This window comes from Tateyamaria sp. (assembly GCF_059783535.1).
In genome coordinates, this window is record NZ_JBYNDP010000061.1 from 1 (window position 1) to 23,032 (window position 23,032).

Below are 23,032 nucleotides of genomic sequence, written 5' to 3' on the forward strand. Positions count from 1 at the left end.
AGTTTTGCCGGTGATGACCGTATGTGGGCCTGGGGCAAGGATGAGTTCAACATGGTTGCCATCAGCTGCTACGTCGCTGGTATCGCTCCACCCATCCCGGCTGATCGCTTCGGGAATGCGCCCGAGCTGTTTTTGCACGCAGGCATTCCACTGGACGTGATCCATGGGTTGCGCAGCAACACCATGCTTGAGCATTTTGGTCTAAGCCTGCCCGACGCGCGTGGACATGACGCACTCGGTGACGCCCGTATGGTCGCCGAAGTTCTGCGTCACCTCATGCAGACCAATCAACTTGATCCGATGCGGCTGTCCGCCCCATTGCAGGGAACGGATAGCTGACTTAACGCCCGCGCGAGATGCGCACTGCCAGAAGGACCCCCATGCCATGACCAGAACCGTATACGTGAACGGAGAGTACATGCCCGAAACGGAAGCCAAAGTGTCGATCTTCGACCGCGGGTTCCTGATGGCTGATGGGGTCTACGAAGTGACGTCCGTGCTTGATGGCAAGCTGATCGATTTTGATGGCCATGCCGTGCGCCTGCAGCGGTCACTGGATGAACTGGACATGCAGTCGCCCATCACTAAGGACGATTTGCTCGAAGTGCACCGCGAGCTTGTTCGAGTGAATGGGATCGAAGAAGGCATGGTCTACCTGCAGATCACGCGCGGTGCGCCGGATGATCGGGACTTTGTCTTCCCCGACCCGGAAACGACTGAACCGACCATCGTGTTGTTCACGCAGAACAAACCCGGTCTGGCAGACAACCCGGCGGCCAAGAAGGGCATGAAGGTGATCAGTATTGATGATATCCGCTGGGGCCGCCGCGACATCAAAACCGTGCAACTGCTCTACCCATCTATGGGCAAGATGATGGCCAAGAAGGCGGGTGCCGACGATGCATGGATGATTCAGGACGGGTTCGTGACCGAAGGCACATCGAACAACGCCTATATCGTGAAGGGCAACAAGATCATCACCCGGGCCAAGTCAAACGACATCCTGCACGGCATAACACGTGCAGCTGTGCTGCGGTTCGCCCAGGAAGCCCAGATGGAGGTCGAAGAGCGCAACTTCACGATTGAAGAAGCGCGGGACGCGGATGAGGCATTCATCACATCTGCGTCGACCTTCGTGATGCCGGTCATCGAGATCGATGGTGTTGCCCTGGGCGAGGGTGTACCCGGCCGCGTTGCACCGCGCCTGCGCGAGATTTATCTGGAAGAAAGCCGAAAGGCTGCTGTCTGACCGAGCGCCTGCGCGGTAAAAACTGTAGGGCGGAGGACACCTCCGCCTTACGAAAACAGGTAAGCTTGGGCGGAGTGAACTCGGCCTTACGCGCCATTCCCCGAGCGTTCGACGGTTGTCTCTCCGTTGTGGACCAACCGTGTGGTCCAAGGGATCGGGTTGCGCAATGCGAAATGCGCCATACACGCGCCCTCTGCCTCGGCCAACAGGGCCTCGATCTGTTCGCGGGGTTCCGGGCTTTCAATCAGCACATGGGTTTCTACCAGTTCCGTCTTGCCATCTGTCGTGTGGCCGAAATCGCGCATATGCCCGAGGTTCGTTGCGAACCGTACGCGCTGCTCAAGGCGCAGAGATGTGATCTCGATCTTCCGGGCGGTGTAGATGTCCGTCAGGTGCGTCATCAGGCAAAAGCCAATACCCGCGCAGAAATAGGCAAGCGGTGGCGGGGCTTGATCTTCGCCGACCGGGGGCTGTTCGTCACAATACAGGGTGAGTGGTGAAAACCCGGGGATGTTCACCGAAACGGACCCGGTCTTGTGCTGTTTGGTGCCGGCTTCGGCGACCAGATTGACCTCGAATTGCAACGGGTCGGGTGCCCGGGCGCGCCTGAACGGATCAGGCGTGAAGGCAGAAGGTTCGGGCGCAGCGCTTGCCCGTTCGCCGACACGGTAGTTCTGGTCATCGGACATGGTGCTGAACCCTAATTCTTTTCGACGTTTTCGGCGAAAGCCGTTTTGAAAGCATCCTGCTGTGCGGGCGATGCATCCGTCTGGTAGTTGGCTTTCCACTCGGCCATGGTCATGCCGTAGAATATCTCGCGGGCTTCGTCTTTGGACATTTCAATGCCTTTTTCGGCCCCGGCTTCCTGATACCAGCGCGATAGGCAATTGCGGCAGAAGCCCGCCAGATTCATCATGTCGATATTCTGAACATCCGTTCGGTCTTCCATCAGGTGCTGGCGCAGTCGGCGGAAGGCGGCGGCCTCTAGTTCGATACGGGCTTGATCGTCCATGTGATGGTCCTCGTGATTGCGCAAGGTCAGGTCGTAATGGCCCACCATTGCCATTTTAAGCAGCAAAATAAACCAGACTAAAGATTGGCCTCATTCTTAGCGGCTTCAAGATGAGTTGCGAGCACTGCCGCCCAATGCCGTTGTCCTGCCGGATCGGAAATAAGGTCTTGTCGGACTTCCAATATGACATTGGGGCGTCCCGGAATATGTGCGTGCTGGCTCATTGCGTCGCCGGGAAAGAAGCCTGCATAGGGTGCGTTGTCACCCACCGGGCTGCTCAGTGTCCCTTGCAATCCGGCGATCAACGGGTTGGCAATGCGCCGGTCTCGGGCCGAGAGAACGCCGATTTCCCATGGTCGGCGCGGACGGTTCACAAGCTGGGGCGTAAAGCTGTGGACCGCGAGAAATGCAATGTCTCGCTGCGCGGCCGTGCGGGCAATCGCATCGTGGTAGGGCGCATATAACGTATCGATCCGGCGCTGCCGTTCTGTGTCAGGCAAGACCCGGTTCCCTGGAATGATCGTGCCGTCATAAAGCTGTGGGATCAGGGTTGGGTCATCGGCACCCCGGTTTGGATCGATGACAAGGCGGGAAAAGTTCGCACTGACCACAGGGGCATTCAGCAATTCGCCCAACGCATGGGCTAGCGCTAGCGCACCAATGTCAATGGCGATGTGTCTCGACATCTCTGTTTCCGGCAGGCCCAACGTACCGCCGTTCACATGTTGTGGTACCGTGTTCGTCGCATGATCACAGGTGATCACCCACCCGCCATTGCGGTCCGCGCCATCGATGAAAAAGGGTGTGTGTGTCATCTGTCTGTCACTAATCGTGTCGCAGGTTTAGGCCAGTTGCCTCGCGATGTGAATTGGGCAATAAGGGCGCTGTTAGCGGTATCAGAAAAGGGCAAGACCATGCGACGCCTGCGCAACGTGAAAATCGTGGCCACTCTCGGCCCGGCCTCCGACACATATGAAACGATCCGGGCGTTGCACGAGGCAGGGGCGGATGTGTTCCGCCTGAACATGTCCCACGGCAGCCACGACGAGATTGCCGAAAAACACGCCATCATCCGGAAGGTGGAAGAAGATACAGGCTCTGCCATCGCCATTCTGGCTGACCTGCAGGGGCCGAAACTCCGCGTCGGCGTCTTTGCTGGTGACAGCGAAATGCTGGATGAGGGCGCAAAGTTTCGTCTGGATCTGAACGAGAAGGATGGTGACAGCAGCCGTGTTTGCCTGCCACACCCCGAGATTTTCGAAGCCTTGGAAGTCGGCAAGACCCTGTTGGTCAATGACGGCAAGATCCGCTTGAAGGTCGAGGATTGTGGTCCTGACTTCGCCGATTGCGTGGTGATCGCGGGTGGTGTGATTTCCAACCGCAAAGGTGTGAATGTTCCAGACGTCGAGCTGCCCTTGGCTGCATTGTCAGAGAAGGACAAGGCAGATCTGGCGTTTGTGGCAGATCTGGGCGTGGATTGGATCGCCCTCAGCTTTGTTCAGCGCGCAGCGGACGTGGAAGAGGCCAAGGCGTTGATCAAAGGCCGTGCCGCTGTGCTGTCCAAGATCGAAAAACCCAATGCCGTCGACCGGTTCGATCACATCCTGCAAGTCAGCGACGGCATCATGGTCGCGCGCGGGGACCTGGGCGTCGAATTGCCGGTGCAGAACGTGCCGCCCATTCAAAAGCGCCTCGTGCGCAAATGTCGTCATGCTGGCAAGCCGGTGATCGTTGCCACGCAGATGCTGGAAAGCATGATCGAAAGCCCCATGCCGACCCGCGCTGAAGTCAGTGACGTCGCCACCGCGATCTATGAAGGTGCAGATGCGGTCATGCTTAGCGCGGAAAGCGCCGCGGGCAGCTATCCCATCGAGGCGGTAACCACAATGGACCGGGTTGCAGCCGAGGTAGAACAGGACCCGACATATACCCAGATCATCGAGGCCAGCCGCAGTGCTAGCCGTACATCCGTGGCGGATGGCATCGTGGCGGCGGCACGCGAAATTGCAGAGACAACTGACATCAAGGCGATCTGCTGCTTTACCCAGAGCGGAACCACTGCGTTGCTGGTCGCACGCGAACGGCCGCGCGTGCCGATCCTTGCGCTCACGCCGCTCGCGCGCACCGCGCGGCGCATGGCACTGAGCTGGGGCTGCAACTGCTTCATCACGACAACAATGGATCGCTTCAAGCAAGCGGTTGTGGGCGCAGCCCGTGCGGCGCGCGAAGGTGGCTTTGCTGGACCGGAAGATCAGATCGTCGTGACTGCCGGCGTTCCCTTCAACGTGCCCGGAACCACGAACATCCTGCGCGTTGCGCCATGTGATGAGCGTTTGATTTACTCGACTGATCCGGAGTAACGTGACCTGACTTAAGGTAAGGTCACGTTCATGAGCCCCGACTACTACTTGGTTTTTGGCATTCTACTTGCAGGCTTTTCCATACCTTCGGTGCTTTCCGCCATCTCTGATCGTCGCGCGCCGCGCGCTTCGGCCATCACGATCCTGATTGCAGGGGGGCTGATCCTCTTGGCCATTCAGACCAAACCGGGTGGCTACCGCATCGAAGAAATCCCCGATGTCTTTGTCCGCGTGATTGCCGCCTTCATATAATTGAACGCAAGGTCGGCTTTGCACTGCAAATGCCCCTTGCCATGAGGGGTATCTGCCCCTATACGCGCAACTCGTTCCGCGCGTCCGGCCTATGTGGCATGCCGAGTCGCGCATCTACCGCACTCAAACGATGGAGACGGAAATGCCCAAGATGAAGACCAAGTCGAGCGCCAAGAAGCGCTTCAAGGTGACCGCCACCGGTAAGGTGATGGGTGGTCAGGCCGGCAAACGCCACGGTATGATCAAGCGCACCCGCAAATTCATTCGTGACGCCCGTGGCACCACGACCCTGTCTGCCCCCGACGCGAAAATCGTCAAGGGCTTCATGCCCTACGACCGCTAAGAAGAAGGAGCAGATACATGTCCCGCACCAAAGGTGGAACCGTCACCCACGCCCGTCACAAGAAGGTCATCAATGCCGCCAAAGGCTACTATGGTCGCCGCAAGAGCACCTTCAAGGTCGCGCGCCAAGCCGTTGACAAGGCCAACCAGTACGCGACCCGTGACCGTCATAACCGCAAGCGCAACTTCCGCGCTCTGTGGATCCAGCGTATCAATGCAGCCGTCCGCGCCCATGACGAAGCGCTGACATACAGCCGCTTCATCAATGGCCTGAACATGGCTGGCATCGAAGTGGACCGCAAGGTTCTGGCCGATCTGGCCGTAAACGAGCCCGAGGCATTTGCTGCCATCGTGGATCAGGCCAAGGCCCAGCTAAACGCGTAAGTACACGCGAGAATTGATTAAGGCCGTCCTCGCGTCGAGGGCGGTCTTTTTTTATGCGATATGATGCGCTTGGGCGTCGGTTTCGCTTGATCATGTGGTTCATAGCGAGCACCATACTAGATATGCCGTTTGTCTGGGGGGACGACCAATGAATTTGACGCGCCTTGTTTATTACTCACAACGCAACCCATCTGAGAGCATGGATGCGCACGAGTTGATCGCGACCTGTGAGCGCAACAACAAGCGCCTGAACCTGACCGGTATGCTGCACTACAACGGTGATCACTTCCTGCAGGTAATTGAGGGGGGACGGGTCGAAGTGTCGGCACTCTACCATAGAATTGCCCGTGACCCGCGGCACAGCAATATCATTCTGCTGTCATGCACTGATGTACGCGAGCGCATGTTTCCAAATTGGTCCATGGGCATGCACCAGGGCATGGATGACCGCGCACGCGCCATCTATTTGCGGTACTTCTCCACGGATGACGTCAATCCCGAGACAGTGAACGTGGAAAGCCTTTTGGACGTGCTGCAGGACTTGTCTGTCGAGATGACTCCGCGGCTGCGGGTCAGTAACGGTTAACGTCGTAGCCGACGCCGCTCGCGCGTCAGGGCGTTCTCAGCAGTCCTGGCACGATCCTCGGCACTATTTGCCCGACGACGCCATTTGGCGGTCTCACCGGCCAGCAAAGCAATCCGTGTTGCACTCTTGCTACGATACCGCTGGCGTGCCGTAACGAACCCGATGGCAGCAGCGACAGCCATGAAAGCAATTGCCAAAACGAATTGAAGGATAAGGCTTGTGCTGATCATTGCCGCCCCTCGGCCCGCATGACGCGTATCTCAACGCGTCGATTCAGATCAGACGTGGTGTCACTGCCTTGCTCCAATGGCACGCGCGACCCAAACCCAACGGCCTCCATCTGACTAATGTCGATCCCATATGCCGCCATCGCATTCACTGTGTTTTCGGCGCGTGCCCAGCTGAGCTGTAGGTTCGAAAGGTCGTCGCCCGAGCTATCGGAATGTCCGGCGACCTGAACCTGTGCCTCCGGGCACGCATTGATACGTTCACCCAGTTCGCTCAAGCGCGGCTGAGCAGTTGGGTCTATTTCCGCGCTACCAGGGGCAAACTGCAAAACAACGCCTGCGACGTCAGACGAAAGCGCCACCAGGCAGTCGGTGACTTGTGCTGGAGCGGTGGCAACCTTGGTAGGAGCTGGTGCTGCATCTGCAGTTCCCTCCCGAAGTGCAACGACCCACGGTAACTCGTTTGTCGTGTCGGCTGCAGAGCGAACGACCGTGTCGGTTGGCGCAATGGTATGTGCCACCAAGGTGTCGGCGGATGCGGCCCGTGCAGCGGGTTGTTCCTCCGACGTAACAGTTTCCGTGGTAAGGGATGCATCCGCCAGACCGGTCGGCGCAGCTGCTGGCAAGTTCATGGTGTAAACCCCAACACCAGCCATCAATGCAATCGCAGCAGTGCCGACAGCGGCCAATGCCCAAGTCGGCCCACCTTTCCGCGCCGCCAACCGGTCTGCACTTGCCAGAGTGAGCCCGGCGGCTCTGAGCGTGCGAAGGTCTCGGCTCTTCTTGCGTGCTTTCATCAACTGTCCCTCCAGACAAACTCACTGATAAAACGTAACGGACACACTGTTTTCATTGCTTTCAAAATGGACCTGAATACCAAGAAGCGATGCGGTTTCCCTGATCATGGCTTCATTTTCGCTCAAGCTGACGTCGGATCGGCCATCGTCGAGCACAACCGTCAGCCCCAGGTCGCGCACACTGTGCTGCAGAACCGACTTTAGTCGGTGCGAATACATAATGGGTACCATCAAGCTTCCTGAACGTCAGTCTCTTCAATCTGATCCTGCGTACACCAGATGCAGTGTGCTGAAAAGAAGTTTGAGCTAAATATCGTATTATTGTGCACGTTATTGAATGGCTTACATGCGTCTTGTCGGTGTTTGCCATCCCGCTGCGTTGTGGTAGCAGGGCACCGAGCAAAGGAGCACGTCATGGACGACCTCAAAGCCAAGTATTTGACACAGATCGCGGACGCGGCAAATGAGGCGTCTTTGGAAGACATCCGCATCGCGGCCGTCGGCAAAAAAGGCGAAGTTGCCCTGAAGATGCGCGAGCTGGGCAAGATGACCCCGGAAGAGCGGCAAGTGGCAGGGCCTGCCCTGAACGCGCTCAAGGACGAAATCAACAGCGCGCTGGTGGCAAAGAAAGCGGCCCTCGCCGATGCTGCTTTAGACGAGCGGCTGCGGTCTGAATGGCTGGACGTAACCCTGCCCACACGGACCCAGCGCCGCGGCACCATCCACCCAATCAGCCAGGTCAGCGAAGAGGTCACGGCCATCTTCGCCGAAATGGGCTTCTCCGTGGCCGAAGGGCCGCGCATCGACACCGATTGGTATAACTTCGATGCGCTGAACATTCCTGGCCACCACCCCGCCCGGGCGGAGATGGACACGTTCTACATGCACCGAGCCGAGGGCGATAATCGCCCGCCGCACGTGCTGCGCACCCACACCTCGCCGGTGCAGATCCGGTCGATGGAGGCCACGGGCGCGCCCACCCGCATCATCTGCCCCGGCGGTGTCTACCGTGCGGATTACGACCAGACGCACACGCCCATGTTCCACCAGGTCGAAGGCCTTGCCATAGACAAGGACATCTCGATGGCGAACCTGAAATGGGTGCTGGAAGAGTTCGTTAAATCCTATTTCGAGGTGGACGGGGTGGACCTGCGCTTCCGCGCTTCACATTTCCCCTTCACCGAACCCTCGGCCGAGGTCGATATTCGCTGTTCCTGGGAAGGTGGAACACTCAAAGTGGGCGAGGGCGACGATTGGCTCGAAATCCTCGGTTCCGGCATGGTGCACCCCAAGGTGCTGGAAGCGGGTGGGATCGATCCTGCTGAATGGCAGGGCTTTGCCTTCGGCATGGGCATCGACCGGATCGCGATGCTGAAATACGGCGTGCCCGACCTGCGGGCCTTCTTTGACAGCGACCTTCGCTGGTTGCGCCACTATGGCTTTGCGGCACTGGACGTGCCGACATTGCATGGCGGGTTGAGCCGCTAGGCTCCACCCCACATCTTCCTTGTTTCAGCCCCCCCGGAAGGCCGTTTGGCCATCCGGGCCGTTGCATTGCCATAAGACGCGGCTCAGCTACCTTTGCGACCATGCGAAAATGGCTTGTCATCACTCTGGTCACCCTGATCATCATCGCTCACATTTTCCTGTGGCGATCCGACATGCCGTCGCATTTGAAACTCACCTTCACGATCATCAACGCCACAGGTTGGGCCATCGTGCTGGCACCCATCCTACTTATTGATCGCTGGCTTGAAGCGATCCAACAGCGCAACAGCGATGACCACGACAATGTGACGTGACATGCGGGACTGAATGGATAGCGTGCGGCGTATGATACGTCTTCTTGCCTTTCTCGCGCTCACGAGTGTGCTACCTGCCATCGCTTCAGCTCAGACCCAACGCGACACATGCCACATTGATGTGCCCTGTGCGGTGGGCGATCGTTCCTATCACGTCAAGGAGCCGGACGGCTGGGATGGCACTAGCCCGTTGCCAGTGTTGATCCATTTCCACGGTTGGCAGCGCACCGGTGCATTGCCCGTCCAGCACCAGCGTATCTCGGGGGCTACTCGGCGGCGCGGAGTGCTCCTCATCGCACCTAATGGCAACCGCAAGACCTGGGACATGTGGCATTCGGAAACCGAGGACGTGCAATTCGCAGCCGACGTACTCGAGGACGTGATCAAGCGCTATCCCATTGACAGCGACAATATCTTTCTGTCCGGCTATTCCTACGGATCCATCATGGCATGGCGCGTTGCCTGTGATCGGGGAACGGATATGAACGTGCGGGCCCTTTTGGGCATCTCGGGCACAATTGACCTGTCCGAAGACTGCGCGCAGGCCCCCCGCGAAGCGCGCCATGTCCACGGCCTGAAAGACAACGTGCTTGATTTTCCCTACGGTGCAGACGGCGACACGACGTTTCCGGTATCGCTATGGCGCGACCGGCTGGGCTGCACAGAGGCGCAAACCGATGGCGGTGACTGGTCCGCGGTTGAATTCCTGACCCTGTCGCGCACCGAATGGCAGGACTGTGCAGGCGGTATAAAGGTTGCGCTCGACACCCATCCCGGTGGGCACTTCATCCCGCATGGCTGGATCGCCCGGCAACTGGATGAGCTGTTGGAACGCACCCCGGTCTATCCTTGACCAGCGGGGCGGACGACACGTCCGCCTTACAAACCACATACCGCAAGGCGCTGGGGCTCTCCGCCCCACCTGCGCTTGCACCTTGGCCCGATCTTTGCCATTGCAGGCCCATACTGGAATGCAGGGGACGCTCGCATGAAATTCACGCTCAGCTGGCTCAAGCAGCACCTCGATACCACCGCTTCGGTAGACGAGATCACTTATGCGCTGACCGACCTTGGACTAGAAGTCGAAGGGGTCGAGGATCGCGGGGCAAAGCTAGACGACTTTACCATCGGTAAGGTGCTGAGCGCGGAAAAGCACCCCGATGCTGACCGTCTGCGCGTCTGCCAGGTCGCCACGGATGAGGGTGAGAAACAGATCATCTGCGGCGCTCCCAACGCGCGCCAGGGGATCACGGTCGTTGTGGCCAAGCCCGGCGTCTATGTTCCCGGCATCGACACCACCATCGGCGTGGGCAAGATCCGCGGGATCGAAAGCTTTGGCATGATGGCGTCCGAGCGCGAGATGGAGCTGTCGGACGAACATGACGGCATCATCGAACTGCCCTCAGGCGAAGTGGGGGATCGTTTCGTCGACTGGCTGGCCGAAAACGACCCGGCCAAGGTCGACCCGGTGATCGAGATTGCCATCACCCCCAACCGCCCCGACGCGCTGGGCGTGCGCGGTATCGCGCGTGATCTGGCGGCGCGCGGTCTGGGCACCATGCGGCCAAACCCGGTGCCCGAGGTTGAGGGCGCTTTTGTCTCCGACATTACGGTCAGCATCGATGAAGACACGCTGGACGGCTGCCCCGCCTTTTTTGGTCGGTTGATCCGGGGCGTTCAGAACGGACCAAGCCCGCAATGGCTGCAGGACCGCTTGCGTGCTATCGGCCTGCGCCCGATCTCGTTCCTTGTCGATGTCACCAACTATTTTACCTACGATTTGAACCGGCCTCTGCACGTCTTCGATGCGGACAAGGTTGCGGGCAACCTGCGGGTACATCGCGCCAAGGGTGGTGAGGAAATCGCAGCGCTGGACGAAAAGACATACACGTTCCAGCCCGGCCAGATGATCATCTCGGACGACAACGGCCCGGAAAGCATCGCCGGCATCATGGGCGGGGCGGAAACTGGCTGCACCGAAGAGACAGTGAACGTCTTTGTCGAAAGCGCCTACTGGGACCCGATCCAGATCGCCTACACAGGTCGCGCGCTCAAGATCAACTCGGATGCACGCTACCGCTTTGAGCGTGGGGTCGATCCGGCCTTCACTCCGGTTGGTTTGGACCATGCCTGTGCCATGATCCTCGACCATGTGGGCGGAACGGCCTCCAGCATGGTCAGTGCGGGGGCGGTGCCAGACACGCGCCGCGCCTACAAACTGGATGCGGCGCGGGTGCAAAGCCTTGTGGGCATGGACATCCACGAAAGCGAACAGCGCCAGACGCTGACAGCGCTTGGCTTCAAGCTCGAAGGGGACATGGCCCATGTGCCCAGTTGGCGCCCTGATGTGATGGGCGAGGCCGATCTGGTCGAGGAAGTGGCGCGGGTTGCGTCGCTGACCAAGTTGCAGGGCAAACCCCTGCCACGGCTGACACCCGGTGTACCCAAGCCGGTGATGACACCCATCCAGCGTCGTGAACAGATCGCGCGCCGGACGGCGGCGTCGCTCGGTTACAACGAATGCGTGACCTACAGCTTCATTGATCAGGCCTCGGCCAAGTTGTTCGGCGGCGGCGACGACGCGACGATGCTGGAAAACCCAATATCCAGCGACATGAGCCATATGCGTCCCGCGTTGCTGCCCGGTCTGCTGCAAGCGGCGGCCCGCAATCAGGCGCGCGGCTTTGCTGATTTGGCCCTGTTCGAAGTGGGGCCCGCCTTCCATGGCGGCGAGCCAGGGGAACAGCATTTGTTGGTCTCGGGCCTGCTGGTCGGGCGCACCGGACCCAAAGACGTGCATGGCGCATCCCGTCCTGTCGATGTCTATGACGTCAAGGCGGATGCCGAGGCAATCCTGTCCGCCATCGGCGCACCGGCGAAAGTGCAGATCCTGCGCGGTGCGCAGGATTGGTGGCACCCGGGCCGTCACGGCAAGATCTGCCTTGGTCCCAAGAAGGTGCTTGGCATCTTTGGCGAATTGCACCCGCGTGTGCTGGAAGCGATGGATGTCAAAGGGCCTGCCATGGCGTTCACTCTCTGGCCCGCCGAAGTGCCTCTGCCGCGCAAGGCGGGTGCCAACAAGGGGGCGCTGGACATCAGCGATCTGCAGGCGGTGGAACGTGACTTTGCCTTTGTCGTCGATGCGGAGGTCGAGGCGCTGACGCTGGTCAATGCGGCCATGGGTGCGGATAAGACGCTGATCGAGGAAGTGCGCATCTTTGACGAGTTCATCGGTGGCAGCTTAGGCGAGGGCAAGAAGTCTCTTGCCCTGACGGTTCGTCTGCAACCGAAGGATGCGACACTGAAGGACGCTGATATCGAAGCGGTGGCGCAGAAAGTGGTCGACAAGGTCACCAAGGCGACAGGCGGCAGCTTGCGCGGATAGGTCTCGTGCTGGGCGGGCAGCCCCCCAGAGTTTATCTTGAAAGATGAAGGAGCGGATCAGGTGTCGCTCAGCATCTCTGCGAGCAAATCAAACACCAGGCGAATGCGTTTGCTTGTGTGCAGCTCGCGGTGGGTGACCAGCCACACTGGAAAGCTGAGGTCGGTGACACCGTCCAGCAAGCGAACCGCATCGTCAAACTGGTGGCCGATGTGATCTGACATGGGAAAAATGCCAAAGCCTTTGCGCAACAGCTCCCATGTGGTGATCCCGCTGGTGGACCCGGTGCGCAGATGTGGGCGGCTTACGGGGATACCGTATTTGCTCATGGCCGCGACAAATGCATCATCATCGGCCATGCTTATGAAGTCATGGTTTTTAAGGTCGTCAATCGTTTCGGGCATGCCGCGCGCTGCCACGTATGATTTCGAAGCATAAAGATGGGCGGATGAGTCGCCGATCTTGCGGGCAATCAGGTCGGGCTCTGTTGGCCGCACATGACGGATCGCAATGTCCGCTTCACGCTTCAGGATGTCGCGGATGTCGTTGGCCGCAATCACGTCAACGCGCAGGCGGGGCGCAAGGTCGCGTAATTTCAATAGGGTGTCGGGCAGGACATAGGCGCTCATCATGTCAGAGGCTGTGACGCGGATCGTGCCTTCCAACCCTTGCGTCCTTCCCTGTGCAATCACGCTGATACGGATGGCTGCATCTCCCATCTTGCGGGCTTCAACCAGCAGGTCACGGCCCGCATCCGTTAGCGTCATTGCGCGGGAAGTGCGCTCGAACAGTGCAAGCTGCAACTCGTCCTCTAGCGCACTGACCTGTCGCCCGACTGTGGGTTGCGTCAGCCCAAGCTGCCGGGCGGCTGCGGACAGGGATCCGGTCTCAGCCGTTGCAAGGAATGCGCGCAGATGCGTCCAATCAAACCCTCGATCCATGCAAATCCGTATATATCTCTTGCAGAATTCGTCAATTTAGAAGGTCGGTACGCGCATGTATATGCAGCTGTGAAGGAGATATGTGATGAAACCTAATGCACTTTTCTGGGACAAGGTGGCCCTGAAATACGCCGCGCAACCCATCAGCAACCCGGACGCCTACGAGCAGACGCTCGAGCGGGTCGTGTCTTATCTCAAGACTACGGACCGCGTGCTGGAGCTGGGCTGCGGGACCGGAAGCACGGCGCTCAAGCTTGCACCACATGCAGGATCGATCCTTGCCACTGATTTTTCCGAAGGCATGATCGCGCAAGCAAAAGCAAGGATGGGTGTCGACAACGTGCGCTTCCTGCAGGCCGATACATTCAGCCCGGTGCTCGCGGATGGATCGTTTGATGTGGTCATGGGATTCAACCTGTACCACCTTGTGGACCGTGTCGACGAGGCGATGGCGCGCGTGCACGACCTGTTGGTACCGGGTGGGATATTCATCTCGAAAACACCTTGTATCGGGGAACGGTCGCTCGGGTTGAAGTTCGGTTTATTGAAGCGGCTCATTCCACTGATGCAGCTTGTTGGCAAAGCACCATTTGTCCGATTCGAAACGATTGAGAGCCTTGAGGCGCGGATCGCCCGTGCCGGATTTGAGATTGTCGAAACGGGTAATTATCCGCTGCGCCCCCCCAGTCATTTCGTTGTGGCGCGCCGCCTTTGACCCTTGCCTTTGGCCAGCTTCGGTGCAGTTTAGGCGCAACCGGAACACAGGAGTCATTGCATGCTGAACGTATACCTTTCAGGTGAAATTCATACCGACTGGCGCGCGCAGATCGTGGAGGGTGCGCAGGGGCTTGATGTGGCCTTTTCTGGGCCGGTGACAGACCATGCGGCCAGCGATGATTGTGGCGTTGCGATCCTTGGAGCCGAGGACAGGAAGTATTGGCATGATCACAAGGGCGCGATGGTGAATGCCATCCGCACTCGCAAGGGGATTGCAGATGCGGATGTGGTCGTCGTGCGCTTTGGCGAACAGTACAAGCAATGGAACGCGGCCTTCGATGCTGGCTATGCGGCCGCTTTGGGCAAGTCCTTGATCATCCTGCATAGGCCTGACCACTCCCATGCCTTGAAAGAGGTGGATGCGGCGGCCTTGGCCGTGGCCGAAGAGCCCGGGCAGGTGGTGGAAATCCTGCGCTACGTGCTGACGGGGGCTTTGCCCGGGTAGGCTCGACGCGTGGCTCTGTTCCGGGCCTTTGGCCCGGAAGGCGCCCACCCGCCGACCCAGGGTCACGCTTGTAACGCTGCCGGTGCGTCCTTAGCCTTTTTTATAAGGGAGGCGCGCAGATGAAATTCGACTACGTGATCGTTGGTGGTGGGTCCGCCGGATGCGTGATGGCGTCCCGGCTGAGCGAAGACCCGGCCGTGTCGGTGTGTCTGATCGAAGCGGGGGGGGGCGGACGCGACATCTTTATCCGTGCGCCTGCACTGGTGGCTGGCATGATCTCTGGTCGTCCCAAGATCAATAACTGGGCCTTTCACACGGAACCTCAGCCTGAATTGAATGGGCGGCGTGGGTTCCAGCCGCGTGGCCGCACTCTGGGCGGTTCAAGTGCCATCAATGCGATGCTCTATGTGCGCGGGCATCAGCGAGACTATGGTGAATGGGCCGATCTGGGGGCTGATGGCTGGGATTGGGACAGCGTCCTGCCCTATTTCAAGCGGTCCGAGGGCAATGCACGCGGTGGCGATGATCTGCATGGTGGCGATGGCCCTTTGCAGGTGTCCGAGCAGTCTGAACCGCGTCAGATCACCCATGCCTTTATCGAGGCTGGCGCTCAACAGCAGTTGCGTGTGACCGAAGACTTCAATGACGCCGAGCAGGCCGGTGTAGGCCTGTACCAGGTCACACAGCACCATTCCGGTCCCGCCAAAGGCGAGCGATGTTCGGCGGCAGCCGCCTATTTGCCAGATCGAGTGCTGGCACGGCCGAACCTAACGGTCCTGACACGTGCTATGGCGCAGATAGTCGAGATGGAGGGGACACGTGCTGCGGGTGTTCGGGTCAAGCATCAGGGTAAGATTAAGCTGGTGGAGGCTGGGCGCGAGGTGGTCCTGTCCGGCGGTGCATTTGGGTCGCCGCAATTGCTGCTTCTGTCCGGGATTGGCCCACGCGATGAACTGGCTGCCCACGGGATTGAACCCGTGCACGAATTGCCCGGGGTAGGACAGAACCTGCAAGACCACCTAGACTACATAATCAGCTATCATTCCAAGCGGGATGACGTTGTTGGGCTTGGGCCCAAAGGATTGATGGCTCTGGCCAAAGCGGGGTTGCAGTGGCGCAAGGATGGTTCGGGCATGTTCGCCTCACCTTTCGCGGAAGGGGGTGCATTCTTGCGCTCTGATCCGTCGGTTGATCGCCCTGATTTGCAACTGCATTTCGTCGTGGGCATTGTCGACCAGCACATGCGTAAGATCCATGTGAAGTTTGGCTATTCCTGCCATGTCTGTGTGCTGCGTCCGCACAGTCGTGGTCATGTCGGCCTGCATTCTGCTGATCCGTCGGCGCCTCCACGGATTGATCCCCGGTATCTGACCGACCGACGTGATCTTGATCTGATGATGAAGGGTGCGCGCCAGATGGACAACATTCTGACAGCGCCCCCGCTAGAGCCGTGGCGTGGAGAGCAACTCTATCCCCATGACGGAAGCGATGTTGGCCTAGAGGCCGACATCCGCGCACGCGCTGATACGATCTATCACCCGGTGGGGACCTGCCGGATGGGGCGGGACGAGATGGCGGTGACAAATCCCGCGGGTCTTGTGCATGGGGTCGAGGGGCTGCGTGTCGTTGATGCTTCGCTCATGCCGCGCCTGATTGGCGGGAACACGAATGCCCCCACCATCATGATGGCTGAAAAGATCAGTGCCGAGATGCTCGCAGCGTAATCCGGCGAAGGCTGCGAGCAATCATTTTCGGGGGGGCCGCCCTTCGGGTTCCCCGTGGTGCTTTCGGTCAGAAGAAGATCAGGGACGCGGTGGGATGTTCTTGGCCTTGTCCACGGCGGGGCGCGCCATGAATCGGTCGAGGTAACTCACAAGGTTCTTGTGATCATCCCAGCCAACCATCTCCTTGGCGCCGTAAAAGTTCAGCGCGTTGAGCCAAGGGGCGATTGCGATGTCGGCAATAGAGTACTGGCCTGTGATCCAGTCCTTGTCGCTGAGTTCTTTGTCCAGCACAGACAGGAGGCGTTTGGCTTCGGCGACGTAGCGCTGCTGTGGACGCTTGTCCTCCCACTCGGAGCCGGCGAATTTCACAAAAAAACCCATTTGACCCAGCATCGGACCCACGCCGCCCATCTGGAACATCAGCCATTGGATGGTCTTGGCTTTGTCGCTGGCGGTTTCACCAATTAGCTTGCCGGATTTCTCTGCCAGATAGATCAGGATCGCACCGGATTCGAAGAGGCCAACCGGTTTTCCATCCGGGCCGTTCGGGTCGATGATGGCGGGGATCTTGTTGTTGGGGTTGAGTGACAGGAACTCAGGGCTTTTGACATCTGCATCCGCCAGCGTGACCAGATGCGCCTCGTACGGGATCTCCATTTCTTCGAGCGCAATGGACGCTTTTACACCGTTCGGCGTTGGAAAGGAAAAGAGTTGCAGAATTGACGGATCCTTCGGGGTCCACTTCTGCGTGATGGGAAAGGCGCTGAGGTCAGCCATGAGTCGTCTCCTTGAAACAATGGGTCCCAGATAGGCGAAATTCCCCCCCAAAATAGTCTTTGTCATGTGAGGAGATGTGTTAACCAGTGTTTGCACGCGCACATCAAAACAAAATAGAGCGTGCGGAAGCCAACAAGGGACTAGATATGCTAAACGAATTCAAGGACTTCATCGCCAAGGGCAATGTCATGGACATGGCCGTCGGAATTATCATCGGTGCAGCCTTTACCGCCATCGTAACATCGCTGGTTGGAGATTTGATCAATCCGATCATCGGTCTGTTTACAGGCGGACTGGACTTCACCAACAACTACGCGGTCTTGGCCGGTGATGTGGCCGAGGGTGCATCGTTGGAAGCAGCGCGTGAAGCCGGGGCAGCGGTCTTTGCCTACGGTGCGTTCCTGATGGCTGTCATCAACTTCCTGATCATCGCCTTCGTGGTGTTCATGCTGGTGCGCTACGTGAACAAGGTGAAAGCGGCCGCAGAAAAACCCGAAGAGCCCGCCGAGGAAGCCCCGGCAGGCCCGTCCGAGTTGGATGTTCTGCTTGAGATCCGCGACGCCTTGGCCAAACAAGGCTGAGCCCGGAAACAAGATGAAATATGGCCGCCGGGTGACACCCGCGCGGCCATTTTTCATTTGAGGACGAGGTTTGGCGACACCACGTCGATGCCCAAGGCCTTGCCAACCGCGTAGTAGGTCAGCTTTCCAGCATGCACGTTCAGACCAGCCATGAGGTGTGGGTCGTCGGTGCACGCCTGGCGCCATCCTTTGTTGGCCAAGGCCAGCATAAACGGCATAGTTGCATTGCCAAGCGCTATGGTTGATGTGCGCGCAACCGCACCGGGCATGTTGGCAACACAATAATGCATGATGCCGTCAACGTCGTAGATCGGATCATCGTGGGTTGTCGCGCGCGACGTTTCGAAACACCCACCTTGGTCAATGGCCACGTCGACGATTGCGGCACCCGGTTTCATTGTCGACAATTGGTCACGCGTCACCAGCTTGGGTGCGGCTGCACCGGGGATAAGGACGGCTCCGACAACCATGTCCGCCTCGGCCACCAATTCGGCCGTATTGCCCGCGCTGGCGTAGCTTGTTTTGAACACGCCTGAAAACACATCGTCGAGGTAGCGCATCCGGGGCAGGGACCGGTCCAAGACGGTCACGTCGGCGCCCATACCGGCCGCAACGCGGGCTGCGTGAGTGCCAACAACACCGCCACCGATAACGACGACTTTGGCGGGTCCGACACCGGGTACGCCTCCCATCAATACGCCGCGACCACCATTTGCCTTTTGCAGCGTCCATGCGCCGACTTGCGGGGCCAGACGGCCCGCCACCTCGGACATGGGTGCAAGCAAGGGTAGGCCGCCAGCGGGGTCCGTCACTGTTTCATAGGCGATCGCCGTGCAGCCAGACTCGAGCAAGTCATGGGTTTGCTCAGGATCAGGAGCCAAATGCAGGTATGTGAACAGAAGCTGTCCCTCACGTAGCATCTTGCGTTCGACTTCTTGGGGTTCCTTCACCTTCACGATCATGTCTGCGACGGCAAAGACTTCCTCTGCCGTGTCTAGTACCTGTGCGCCTGCTGCGACATAGTCAGTATCTTCGAACCCAGCACCCTTTCCGGCCCCGGCCTGAACGCTCACGGTATGGCCGTGGACAATGGCCTCCTGTGCTGCATTTGGTGTCAGGCCGACGCGGTACTCTTGGGCCTTGATTTCAGTTGGGCATCCGATGTGCATGGTGTTTTCTCCTCCGCTTGATGTGAGGATGCCGGAGTTCGCTTGCAATTGGGCACTAGAAATAGATCGTGTTTGCGCGCAAGCATCGAAGAAACGTGCGCTTTGGCACCAAAATAACGAAAGATCATGCATTCATGGCACTTGATTCAACAGATCGCCGTATCCTGTCTGCCCTGCAAAAACAGGGGCGCATGTCGAATGCAGACCTAAGCGAAGCGGTGCATTTGTCTCCATCTGCATGCCATCGACGCGTGCAACGGCTTGAACAAGCGGGATACATCCGTGACTACGTGGCCTTGCTTGATGCCCGGAAAATGGGCGTGCCGACCACCGTTTTTGTCGAGATCACATTGCAGGGTCAGGCAGATGAAGTGCTTGAAGCTTTTGAAAAAGCGGTCGCGCGCATCCCGGATGTGCTAGAGTGTCATCTGATGGCGGGCACCGCAGACTACATCCTCAAGGTTGTAGCGGAGGGAACTGAGGACTTTGCGCGTATCCACCGTCAACACCTCGCGCGATTGCCCGGGGTGGCACAAATGCAGTCTAGTTTTGCACTAAGAACTGTTTTTAAAACAACGGCTTTGCCAGTTTGACTAGTGTCGCGAGACAGCGAAAAAGTGCCAGTTTTGGGCAGCCGTCATACAGCGGTGATGTTCTTCAGGCACGCACACGGAGGGCGCGAATCGCCGTAATCCGAACACTAGGGAGTTCACGATGAAAGACGCAGATATTCAGGATCTGTCCTTTGACGATTGGGACGAGCTGACATTTCCACGCAAAACAACGCAGGGCTTTGATGAGGTCGTAGAGCGCGCCATTTCGCGCAGGGGCTTCTTGGGGGGCGTGGTTGCCTTTGGGTCAGGCGCGGCCGTGATGGGAACCGGCATGTTGAAGGGGACAACGGCTATGGCCGGTCAGTCTTCACGTTTTGCCTTTGACCAAATCGCAATACAGACAGACGGCACCGTACATGTGCCCGAAGGATATTCGTGGGACGTACTCGTCCGTTGGGGCGATCCACTGTTCTCGGACGCACCCGCATTTGATCCGGCGAACGGCGTACCTGTGGAAGGGTCTGACCGTGTCTTTGCCGAGAACACCGACGGCATGCATCTCTTTACCGTTGGCAACAAGCAGATCCTCGCGGTCAACAACGAATATGCCAACCGTAAGACCAACCTACCAAACAACGAAGATGGTGTGCCTGCTTCGGCAGACGACGTGCTGATCTTTCAGAACCTGCAGGGCGTCACTGTCATGGAAGTGGCCGAGGGCGACGATGGTTGGGAGGTCGTGGTCGACAGCCCCTACAACCGTCGCATCACCCACAATACGCCTATGACACTGGACGGTCCCGCAGCCGGTCACGACCTGCTCAAGACCGAAGCGGATCCAACAGGTACGGCGTCGCTTGGCACTATGAACAATTGCGGCTCCGGCCCGACCCCGTGGGGCACTTACCTGACCTGCGAGGAAAACTTCAACGGGTACTTCGGTGCGACAGGCGAAATGCCGTCTGACGAAACCACTGCTGCGGGTTTCGAACGCTATGGTGTTGGTCCGGACGGGTGGGGCTACGATTATCACAAGTGGGACGCCCGCTTTGACGTTAGCCAGAACCCGAACGAGCCGCACCGGGTGGGGTACGTGGTCGAAATCGACCCAGCCAATCCCGACGCGACGCCAGTCAAGCACACGGCGCTTGGCCGCTTCAAGCACGAGAACGCCGCCTGCGCCCTCGCGCCCGATGGCCGCGTTGCCGTCTACATGGGTGACGACGAGCGGGGCGAGTTCATGTACAAATGGCTATCCCGTGATGTGTACGTGCCAGGTGGGGACACCTCGACCCTGCTGAGCGAAGGGCAGCTTTATGCCGCCAAGTTCAACGACGACATGACCGGCGAATGGGTGGCGCTGACGCCCGATGCCACCGGCATGGACGAGGCGCATATCGCGATCTTCAGCCGCATCGCGGCTTCGGCAGTGGGGGCAACCACGATGGATCGGCCCGAATGGGTGGCTGTAAACCCAACGGCTGTCGAAGCCTATTGCTGCCTGACCAACAACAAGAACCGTGGTGTGAAGCCGAACGCCGGGGGTGATGACACCTCGGCCAATGGCCCCAACCCTCGGGACGCGAACAACTTCGGTCAGATCGTACGGTGGCGTCCCCATGGGGATAACCATGCCTCCAACACCTTTGACTGGGATTTGTACGTGATGGCAGGCAATCCCATGACACAGGAAGGGCTCTACAAAGGGTCGTCCAACGTCAACGAAGGTAACCTGTTCAACTCACCCGATGGCATGGTGATCGACTCGACCGGGCTGATCTGGATCCAGACCGATGGCGATGACAGCAATGAGGGAGAGTTCGAAGGTATGGGCAACAACCAGATGCTGGCTGGCGATCCTGTGACGGGTGAAATCCGCCGCTTCCTCACCGGTCCCAATGGTGCCGAAGTGACGGGCCTGACCTGGTCGGCAGACCGCCGTACGATGTTCGTGGGTATCCAGCATCCAGGCGCACCATTCCCAGATGGTGACGGGTCGTTGCCCCGCTCGGCCATCGTTGTCGTCAAACGTGACGACAACGCTCTTGTCGGCTAAGTCGTATTGAGAACGGATCGGCGGGACCAAGTTAAAACGTGGTCCCGCCTGCATTGTGAGCTGTGCCAGTTCGGCTCGGACTCTCGGCAGACACGGATACCTACTGATTGAGCCAGGGCGCCGATGTGTCCCAAAAAATGATATCCACCCCAAGATGATCCTCGGCAAAATGACGAAAATCGTCCTCTGAAAACGGAACGCCGGTTTGCGGGTTCGTATACGTCATCGTTGGCTTCTGCACCGCCATTGCGACAAGCGGCAGCCTGTCCTGATACGCGTTGAAGAACCCATATGAGTTTTTCATCTGTGCTTTTTTGAACGGAATGATGTCAGGTCCGCCAAGCCCAAGGCCGATGTTAGATGCGGTCTCGAATGTCTGTGACATGTAACCGTGATCGTCGGCCCACTCGCAGGGCCAAAAGTTCACGTATTGCACGACATGGGATTGCTTGAATGCCGCCCGCGCAAAACGCGCGGTTTCCAGCTGCGCCTCAAAATACAGCCCGCAATCAAACCCGGCCTCGGTCTCGTCCGAAACGTCGATCGCCGATTCAGGAAGGTTGAGACCATGAATTCGCCCATCAAACTGATGCGCCAATTCTGCAATCAAGCTCTGAAAACGCTCGCGGACGGCCGGGTTCCATTGCTTTGCAACCCACCCCTGACCGACCGGTTTGCCTTCGCCCGCGTTGTCGTACTGTCGGACAAGGCCGCCTTCGTATTCCGGGTCCTGCATGAGATAGTCCGGAACATTTTTCGCAGTCGGAAGGAAAAAGCGATCCTGGAGCTGAACAAACAGCTTCTTGTCGAGCGCGGTCAGGGTTTTCAGATCCTCCTCGATCTTGCTGAAATCATAGACGCCTTTCCGCGGTTCAAGCTGTTTCCACGGGTATACGATCTGAACGCCCTCGATATCCGGGCGGCTGGCAAAGCTGAGATAATCTGTAACGGAATGTCCGCCGATAAAGACGAAATCCGACTGACTTGTTTCGGCGTATACGCCGTGCGTGCCGCAAAGGAGTGTTGTGAAGAGGAGCGTTTTGAAGCGTGAGAGTGTCAAATGTGGCCTCATCTGATGAAGTCTTCACAATCGGTTTCGACTGGAAAAACGTTTCGATGGATGGTGTGACTCCACGACTGAAAGATCATCAGTTGCGGAAAAAAGATGTCGAGTATGGAAATCGGCACCGCGCAAATTGACGCTTCGCCTAAAAATATGCTAACCCCGCCAACGCGCTAGGACAAACATCAGAACGTTGTATGGGCGAACATCCGCAGAGTGCCGTGACTCCGTGGCCTCCCATGATGCTCGTGACAAACAAAAACCCCGCAGCCGGGCGGCTACGGGGTTCTTGAATTCACCAGCTCTCGCTTACGGCCTAAAGCAGCCCTTCGCGTTGCGCTTTTTTCCGAGCCAACTTACGGGCCCGGCGGATCGCTTCCGCTTTCTCGCGCGCTTTTTTCTCGGACGGTTTCTCGAAATGCTGCTTCAGCTTCATTTCACGGAACACGCCTTCGCGCTGCAGCTTCTTTTTCAGGGCACGAAGCGCCTGATCGACATTGTTGTCGCGAACACTAACCTGCATGTGGTTGTCACCACCTTTCTAGATAAGAG

The 23,032-nt window shown here is 58.5% G+C and carries 27 protein-coding genes and 1 pseudogene; 17 read left to right on the forward strand and 11 right to left on the reverse strand.

Translation table 11 applies throughout. The annotated features are described in order from the left end of the window. A pseudogene (locus AC6RA8_RS12720) lies at positions 1-339 on the forward strand (hypothetical protein); the annotation flags it as partial. A gap of 46 nt (positions 340-385) precedes the next feature. Continuing rightward, positions 386-1,249 (forward strand): D-amino-acid transaminase, encoded by an 864-nt coding sequence (locus tag AC6RA8_RS12725; protein WP_500353119.1) that lies wholly within the window; start codon positions 386-388, stop codon positions 1,247-1,249. Positions 1,250-1,335: 86 nt separating this feature from the next. Here AC6RA8_RS12725 and AC6RA8_RS12730 read toward each other — a convergent pair whose 3' ends face one another. The 3 genes from AC6RA8_RS12730 to AC6RA8_RS12740 form a co-directional block, all read right to left on the reverse strand. Then, positions 1,336-1,938, reverse strand: coding sequence for an OsmC-related (seleno)protein (locus AC6RA8_RS12730; protein ID WP_500353120.1), 603 nt, complete (start codon positions 1,936-1,938; stop codon positions 1,336-1,338). An 11-nt stretch (positions 1,939-1,949) separates the two neighbouring features. Beyond that, positions 1,950-2,261, reverse strand: a complete 312-nt coding sequence (locus AC6RA8_RS12735; protein ID WP_500353121.1) for a DUF1244 domain-containing protein — start codon at positions 2,259-2,261, stop codon at positions 1,950-1,952. Between the two features lie 77 nt (positions 2,262-2,338). Then, positions 2,339-3,076 carry an N-formylglutamate amidohydrolase gene (locus AC6RA8_RS12740; RefSeq protein ID WP_500353122.1) on the reverse strand — a complete coding sequence of 246 codons (738 nt, stop codon included), beginning with the start codon at positions 3,074-3,076 and terminating at the stop codon, positions 2,339-2,341. 99 nt (positions 3,077-3,175) lie between these two features. Here AC6RA8_RS12740 and pyk point away from each other — a divergent pair, with 99 nt between their 5' ends. The 5 genes from pyk to AC6RA8_RS12765 all read left to right on the forward strand — a co-directional run bounded on the left by pyk (position 3,176) and on the right by AC6RA8_RS12765 (position 6,185). After that, on the forward strand, positions 3,176-4,621 hold the full coding sequence (gene pyk / locus AC6RA8_RS12745; RefSeq protein ID WP_500353123.1) for a pyruvate kinase: 1,446 nt from the start codon (positions 3,176-3,178) through the stop codon (positions 4,619-4,621). Positions 4,622-4,651: 30 nt separating this feature from the next. After that, entirely contained in the window at positions 4,652-4,873 is a 222-nt protein-coding gene (locus AC6RA8_RS12750; RefSeq protein ID WP_500353124.1) for a hypothetical protein, read from the forward strand. A 142-nt stretch (positions 4,874-5,015) separates the two neighbouring features. Beyond that, positions 5,016-5,216: a 50S ribosomal protein L35 gene (gene rpmI / locus AC6RA8_RS12755; protein WP_027257795.1), complete on the forward strand. Its 201-nt coding sequence runs from the start codon at positions 5,016-5,018 to the stop codon at positions 5,214-5,216. A gap of 17 nt (positions 5,217-5,233) precedes the next feature. Next, positions 5,234-5,599, forward strand: coding sequence for a 50S ribosomal protein L20 (gene rplT / locus AC6RA8_RS12760; RefSeq protein WP_500353125.1), 366 nt, complete (start codon positions 5,234-5,236; stop codon positions 5,597-5,599). A 148-nt stretch (positions 5,600-5,747) separates the two neighbouring features. After that, positions 5,748-6,185, forward strand: coding sequence for a BLUF domain-containing protein (locus AC6RA8_RS12765; protein ID WP_500353126.1), 438 nt, complete (start codon positions 5,748-5,750; stop codon positions 6,183-6,185). Here AC6RA8_RS12765 and AC6RA8_RS12770 read toward each other — a convergent pair. From AC6RA8_RS12770 to AC6RA8_RS12780, 3 genes are read right to left on the reverse strand one after another with little or no spacing between them, the layout of a single operon-like run. Continuing rightward, complete coding sequence (locus tag AC6RA8_RS12770; RefSeq protein WP_500353127.1) at positions 6,182-6,415, reverse strand: hypothetical protein; 234 nt, start codon at positions 6,413-6,415, stop codon at positions 6,182-6,184. The genes AC6RA8_RS12765 and AC6RA8_RS12770 overlap by 4 nt on opposite strands. After that, entirely contained in the window at positions 6,412-7,209 is a 798-nt protein-coding gene (locus tag AC6RA8_RS12775; RefSeq protein WP_500353128.1) for an OmpA family protein, read from the reverse strand. The genes AC6RA8_RS12770 and AC6RA8_RS12775 overlap by 4 nt, the downstream gene beginning before the upstream one ends. A gap of 21 nt (positions 7,210-7,230) precedes the next feature. Then, positions 7,231-7,440 (reverse strand): hypothetical protein, encoded by a 210-nt coding sequence (locus AC6RA8_RS12780; RefSeq protein WP_500353129.1) that lies wholly within the window; start codon positions 7,438-7,440, stop codon positions 7,231-7,233. Positions 7,441-7,623: 183 nt separating this feature from the next. Here AC6RA8_RS12780 and pheS point away from each other — a divergent pair, with 183 nt between their 5' ends. The 4 genes from pheS to pheT all read left to right on the forward strand — a co-directional run bounded on the left by pheS (position 7,624) and on the right by pheT (position 12,396). Beyond that, positions 7,624-8,697: a phenylalanine--tRNA ligase subunit alpha gene (gene pheS / locus AC6RA8_RS12785; RefSeq protein ID WP_500353130.1), complete on the forward strand. Its 1,074-nt coding sequence runs from the start codon at positions 7,624-7,626 to the stop codon at positions 8,695-8,697. A 101-nt stretch (positions 8,698-8,798) separates the two neighbouring features. Then, entirely contained in the window at positions 8,799-9,011 is a 213-nt protein-coding gene (locus AC6RA8_RS12790) for a phenylalanyl-tRNA synthetase subunit beta (protein ID WP_500353131.1), read from the forward strand. A 31-nt stretch (positions 9,012-9,042) separates the two neighbouring features. Beyond that, positions 9,043-9,864 (forward strand): CE1 family esterase, encoded by an 822-nt coding sequence (locus AC6RA8_RS12795; RefSeq protein ID WP_500353132.1) that lies wholly within the window; start codon positions 9,043-9,045, stop codon positions 9,862-9,864. A gap of 135 nt (positions 9,865-9,999) precedes the next feature. Then, a complete protein-coding gene (gene pheT / locus AC6RA8_RS12800) occupies positions 10,000-12,396 on the forward strand; it encodes a phenylalanine--tRNA ligase subunit beta (protein ID WP_500353133.1) in 2,397 nt (798 codons plus the stop codon). 56 nt (positions 12,397-12,452) lie between these two features. Here the strand turns inward: pheT and AC6RA8_RS12805 are convergent, their stop codons facing one another. Continuing rightward, complete coding sequence (locus tag AC6RA8_RS12805) at positions 12,453-13,334, reverse strand: LysR family transcriptional regulator (RefSeq protein WP_500353134.1); 882 nt, start codon at positions 13,332-13,334, stop codon at positions 12,453-12,455. An 85-nt stretch (positions 13,335-13,419) separates the two neighbouring features. On the opposite strand from AC6RA8_RS12805, the gene AC6RA8_RS12810 reads away from it, so the two are divergent. The 3 genes from AC6RA8_RS12810 to AC6RA8_RS12820 all read left to right on the forward strand — a co-directional run bounded on the left by AC6RA8_RS12810 (position 13,420) and on the right by AC6RA8_RS12820 (position 16,280). Further along, positions 13,420-14,049 (forward strand): class I SAM-dependent methyltransferase, encoded by a 630-nt coding sequence (locus AC6RA8_RS12810; protein WP_500353135.1) that lies wholly within the window; start codon positions 13,420-13,422, stop codon positions 14,047-14,049. Positions 14,050-14,109: 60 nt separating this feature from the next. Then, entirely contained in the window at positions 14,110-14,556 is a 447-nt protein-coding gene (locus AC6RA8_RS12815) for a YtoQ family protein (RefSeq protein ID WP_500353136.1), read from the forward strand. 119 nt (positions 14,557-14,675) lie between these two features. Next, entirely contained in the window at positions 14,676-16,280 is a 1,605-nt protein-coding gene (locus AC6RA8_RS12820) for a GMC family oxidoreductase (protein ID WP_500353137.1), read from the forward strand. A gap of 78 nt (positions 16,281-16,358) precedes the next feature. Here the strand turns inward: AC6RA8_RS12820 and AC6RA8_RS12825 are convergent, their stop codons facing one another. Then, entirely contained in the window at positions 16,359-17,057 is a 699-nt protein-coding gene (locus AC6RA8_RS12825) for a glutathione S-transferase family protein (RefSeq protein ID WP_500353138.1), read from the reverse strand. 146 nt (positions 17,058-17,203) lie between these two features. Here AC6RA8_RS12825 and mscL point away from each other — a divergent pair, with 146 nt between their 5' ends. After that, a complete protein-coding gene (gene mscL / locus AC6RA8_RS12830; protein WP_500353139.1) occupies positions 17,204-17,638 on the forward strand; it encodes a large conductance mechanosensitive channel protein MscL in 435 nt (144 codons plus the stop codon). 53 nt (positions 17,639-17,691) lie between these two features. Here mscL and ald read toward each other — a convergent pair whose 3' ends face one another. Continuing rightward, positions 17,692-18,807, reverse strand: a complete 1,116-nt coding sequence (gene ald, locus AC6RA8_RS12835; protein ID WP_500353140.1) for an alanine dehydrogenase — start codon at positions 18,805-18,807, stop codon at positions 17,692-17,694. A 134-nt stretch (positions 18,808-18,941) separates the two neighbouring features. Here ald and AC6RA8_RS12840 point away from each other — a divergent pair, with 134 nt between their 5' ends. Together AC6RA8_RS12840 and AC6RA8_RS12845 are read left to right on the forward strand one after the other, a co-directional pair. Then, positions 18,942-19,400, forward strand: coding sequence for an Lrp/AsnC family transcriptional regulator (locus AC6RA8_RS12840; protein WP_299552199.1), 459 nt, complete (start codon positions 18,942-18,944; stop codon positions 19,398-19,400). 121 nt (positions 19,401-19,521) lie between these two features. Further along, positions 19,522-21,417: a PhoX family protein gene (locus AC6RA8_RS12845; protein WP_500353141.1), complete on the forward strand. Its 1,896-nt coding sequence runs from the start codon at positions 19,522-19,524 to the stop codon at positions 21,415-21,417. Between the two features lie 100 nt (positions 21,418-21,517). Here AC6RA8_RS12845 and AC6RA8_RS12850 read toward each other — a convergent pair whose 3' ends face one another. Further along, positions 21,518-22,477 (reverse strand): hypothetical protein, encoded by a 960-nt coding sequence (locus tag AC6RA8_RS12850; protein ID WP_500353142.1) that lies wholly within the window; start codon positions 22,475-22,477, stop codon positions 21,518-21,520. Positions 22,478-22,796: 319 nt separating this feature from the next. Beyond that, on the reverse strand, positions 22,797-23,003 hold the full coding sequence (gene rpsU, locus AC6RA8_RS12855) for a 30S ribosomal protein S21 (protein ID WP_005614280.1): 207 nt from the start codon (positions 23,001-23,003) through the stop codon (positions 22,797-22,799). Positions 23,004-23,032 lie beyond the last annotated feature (29 nt).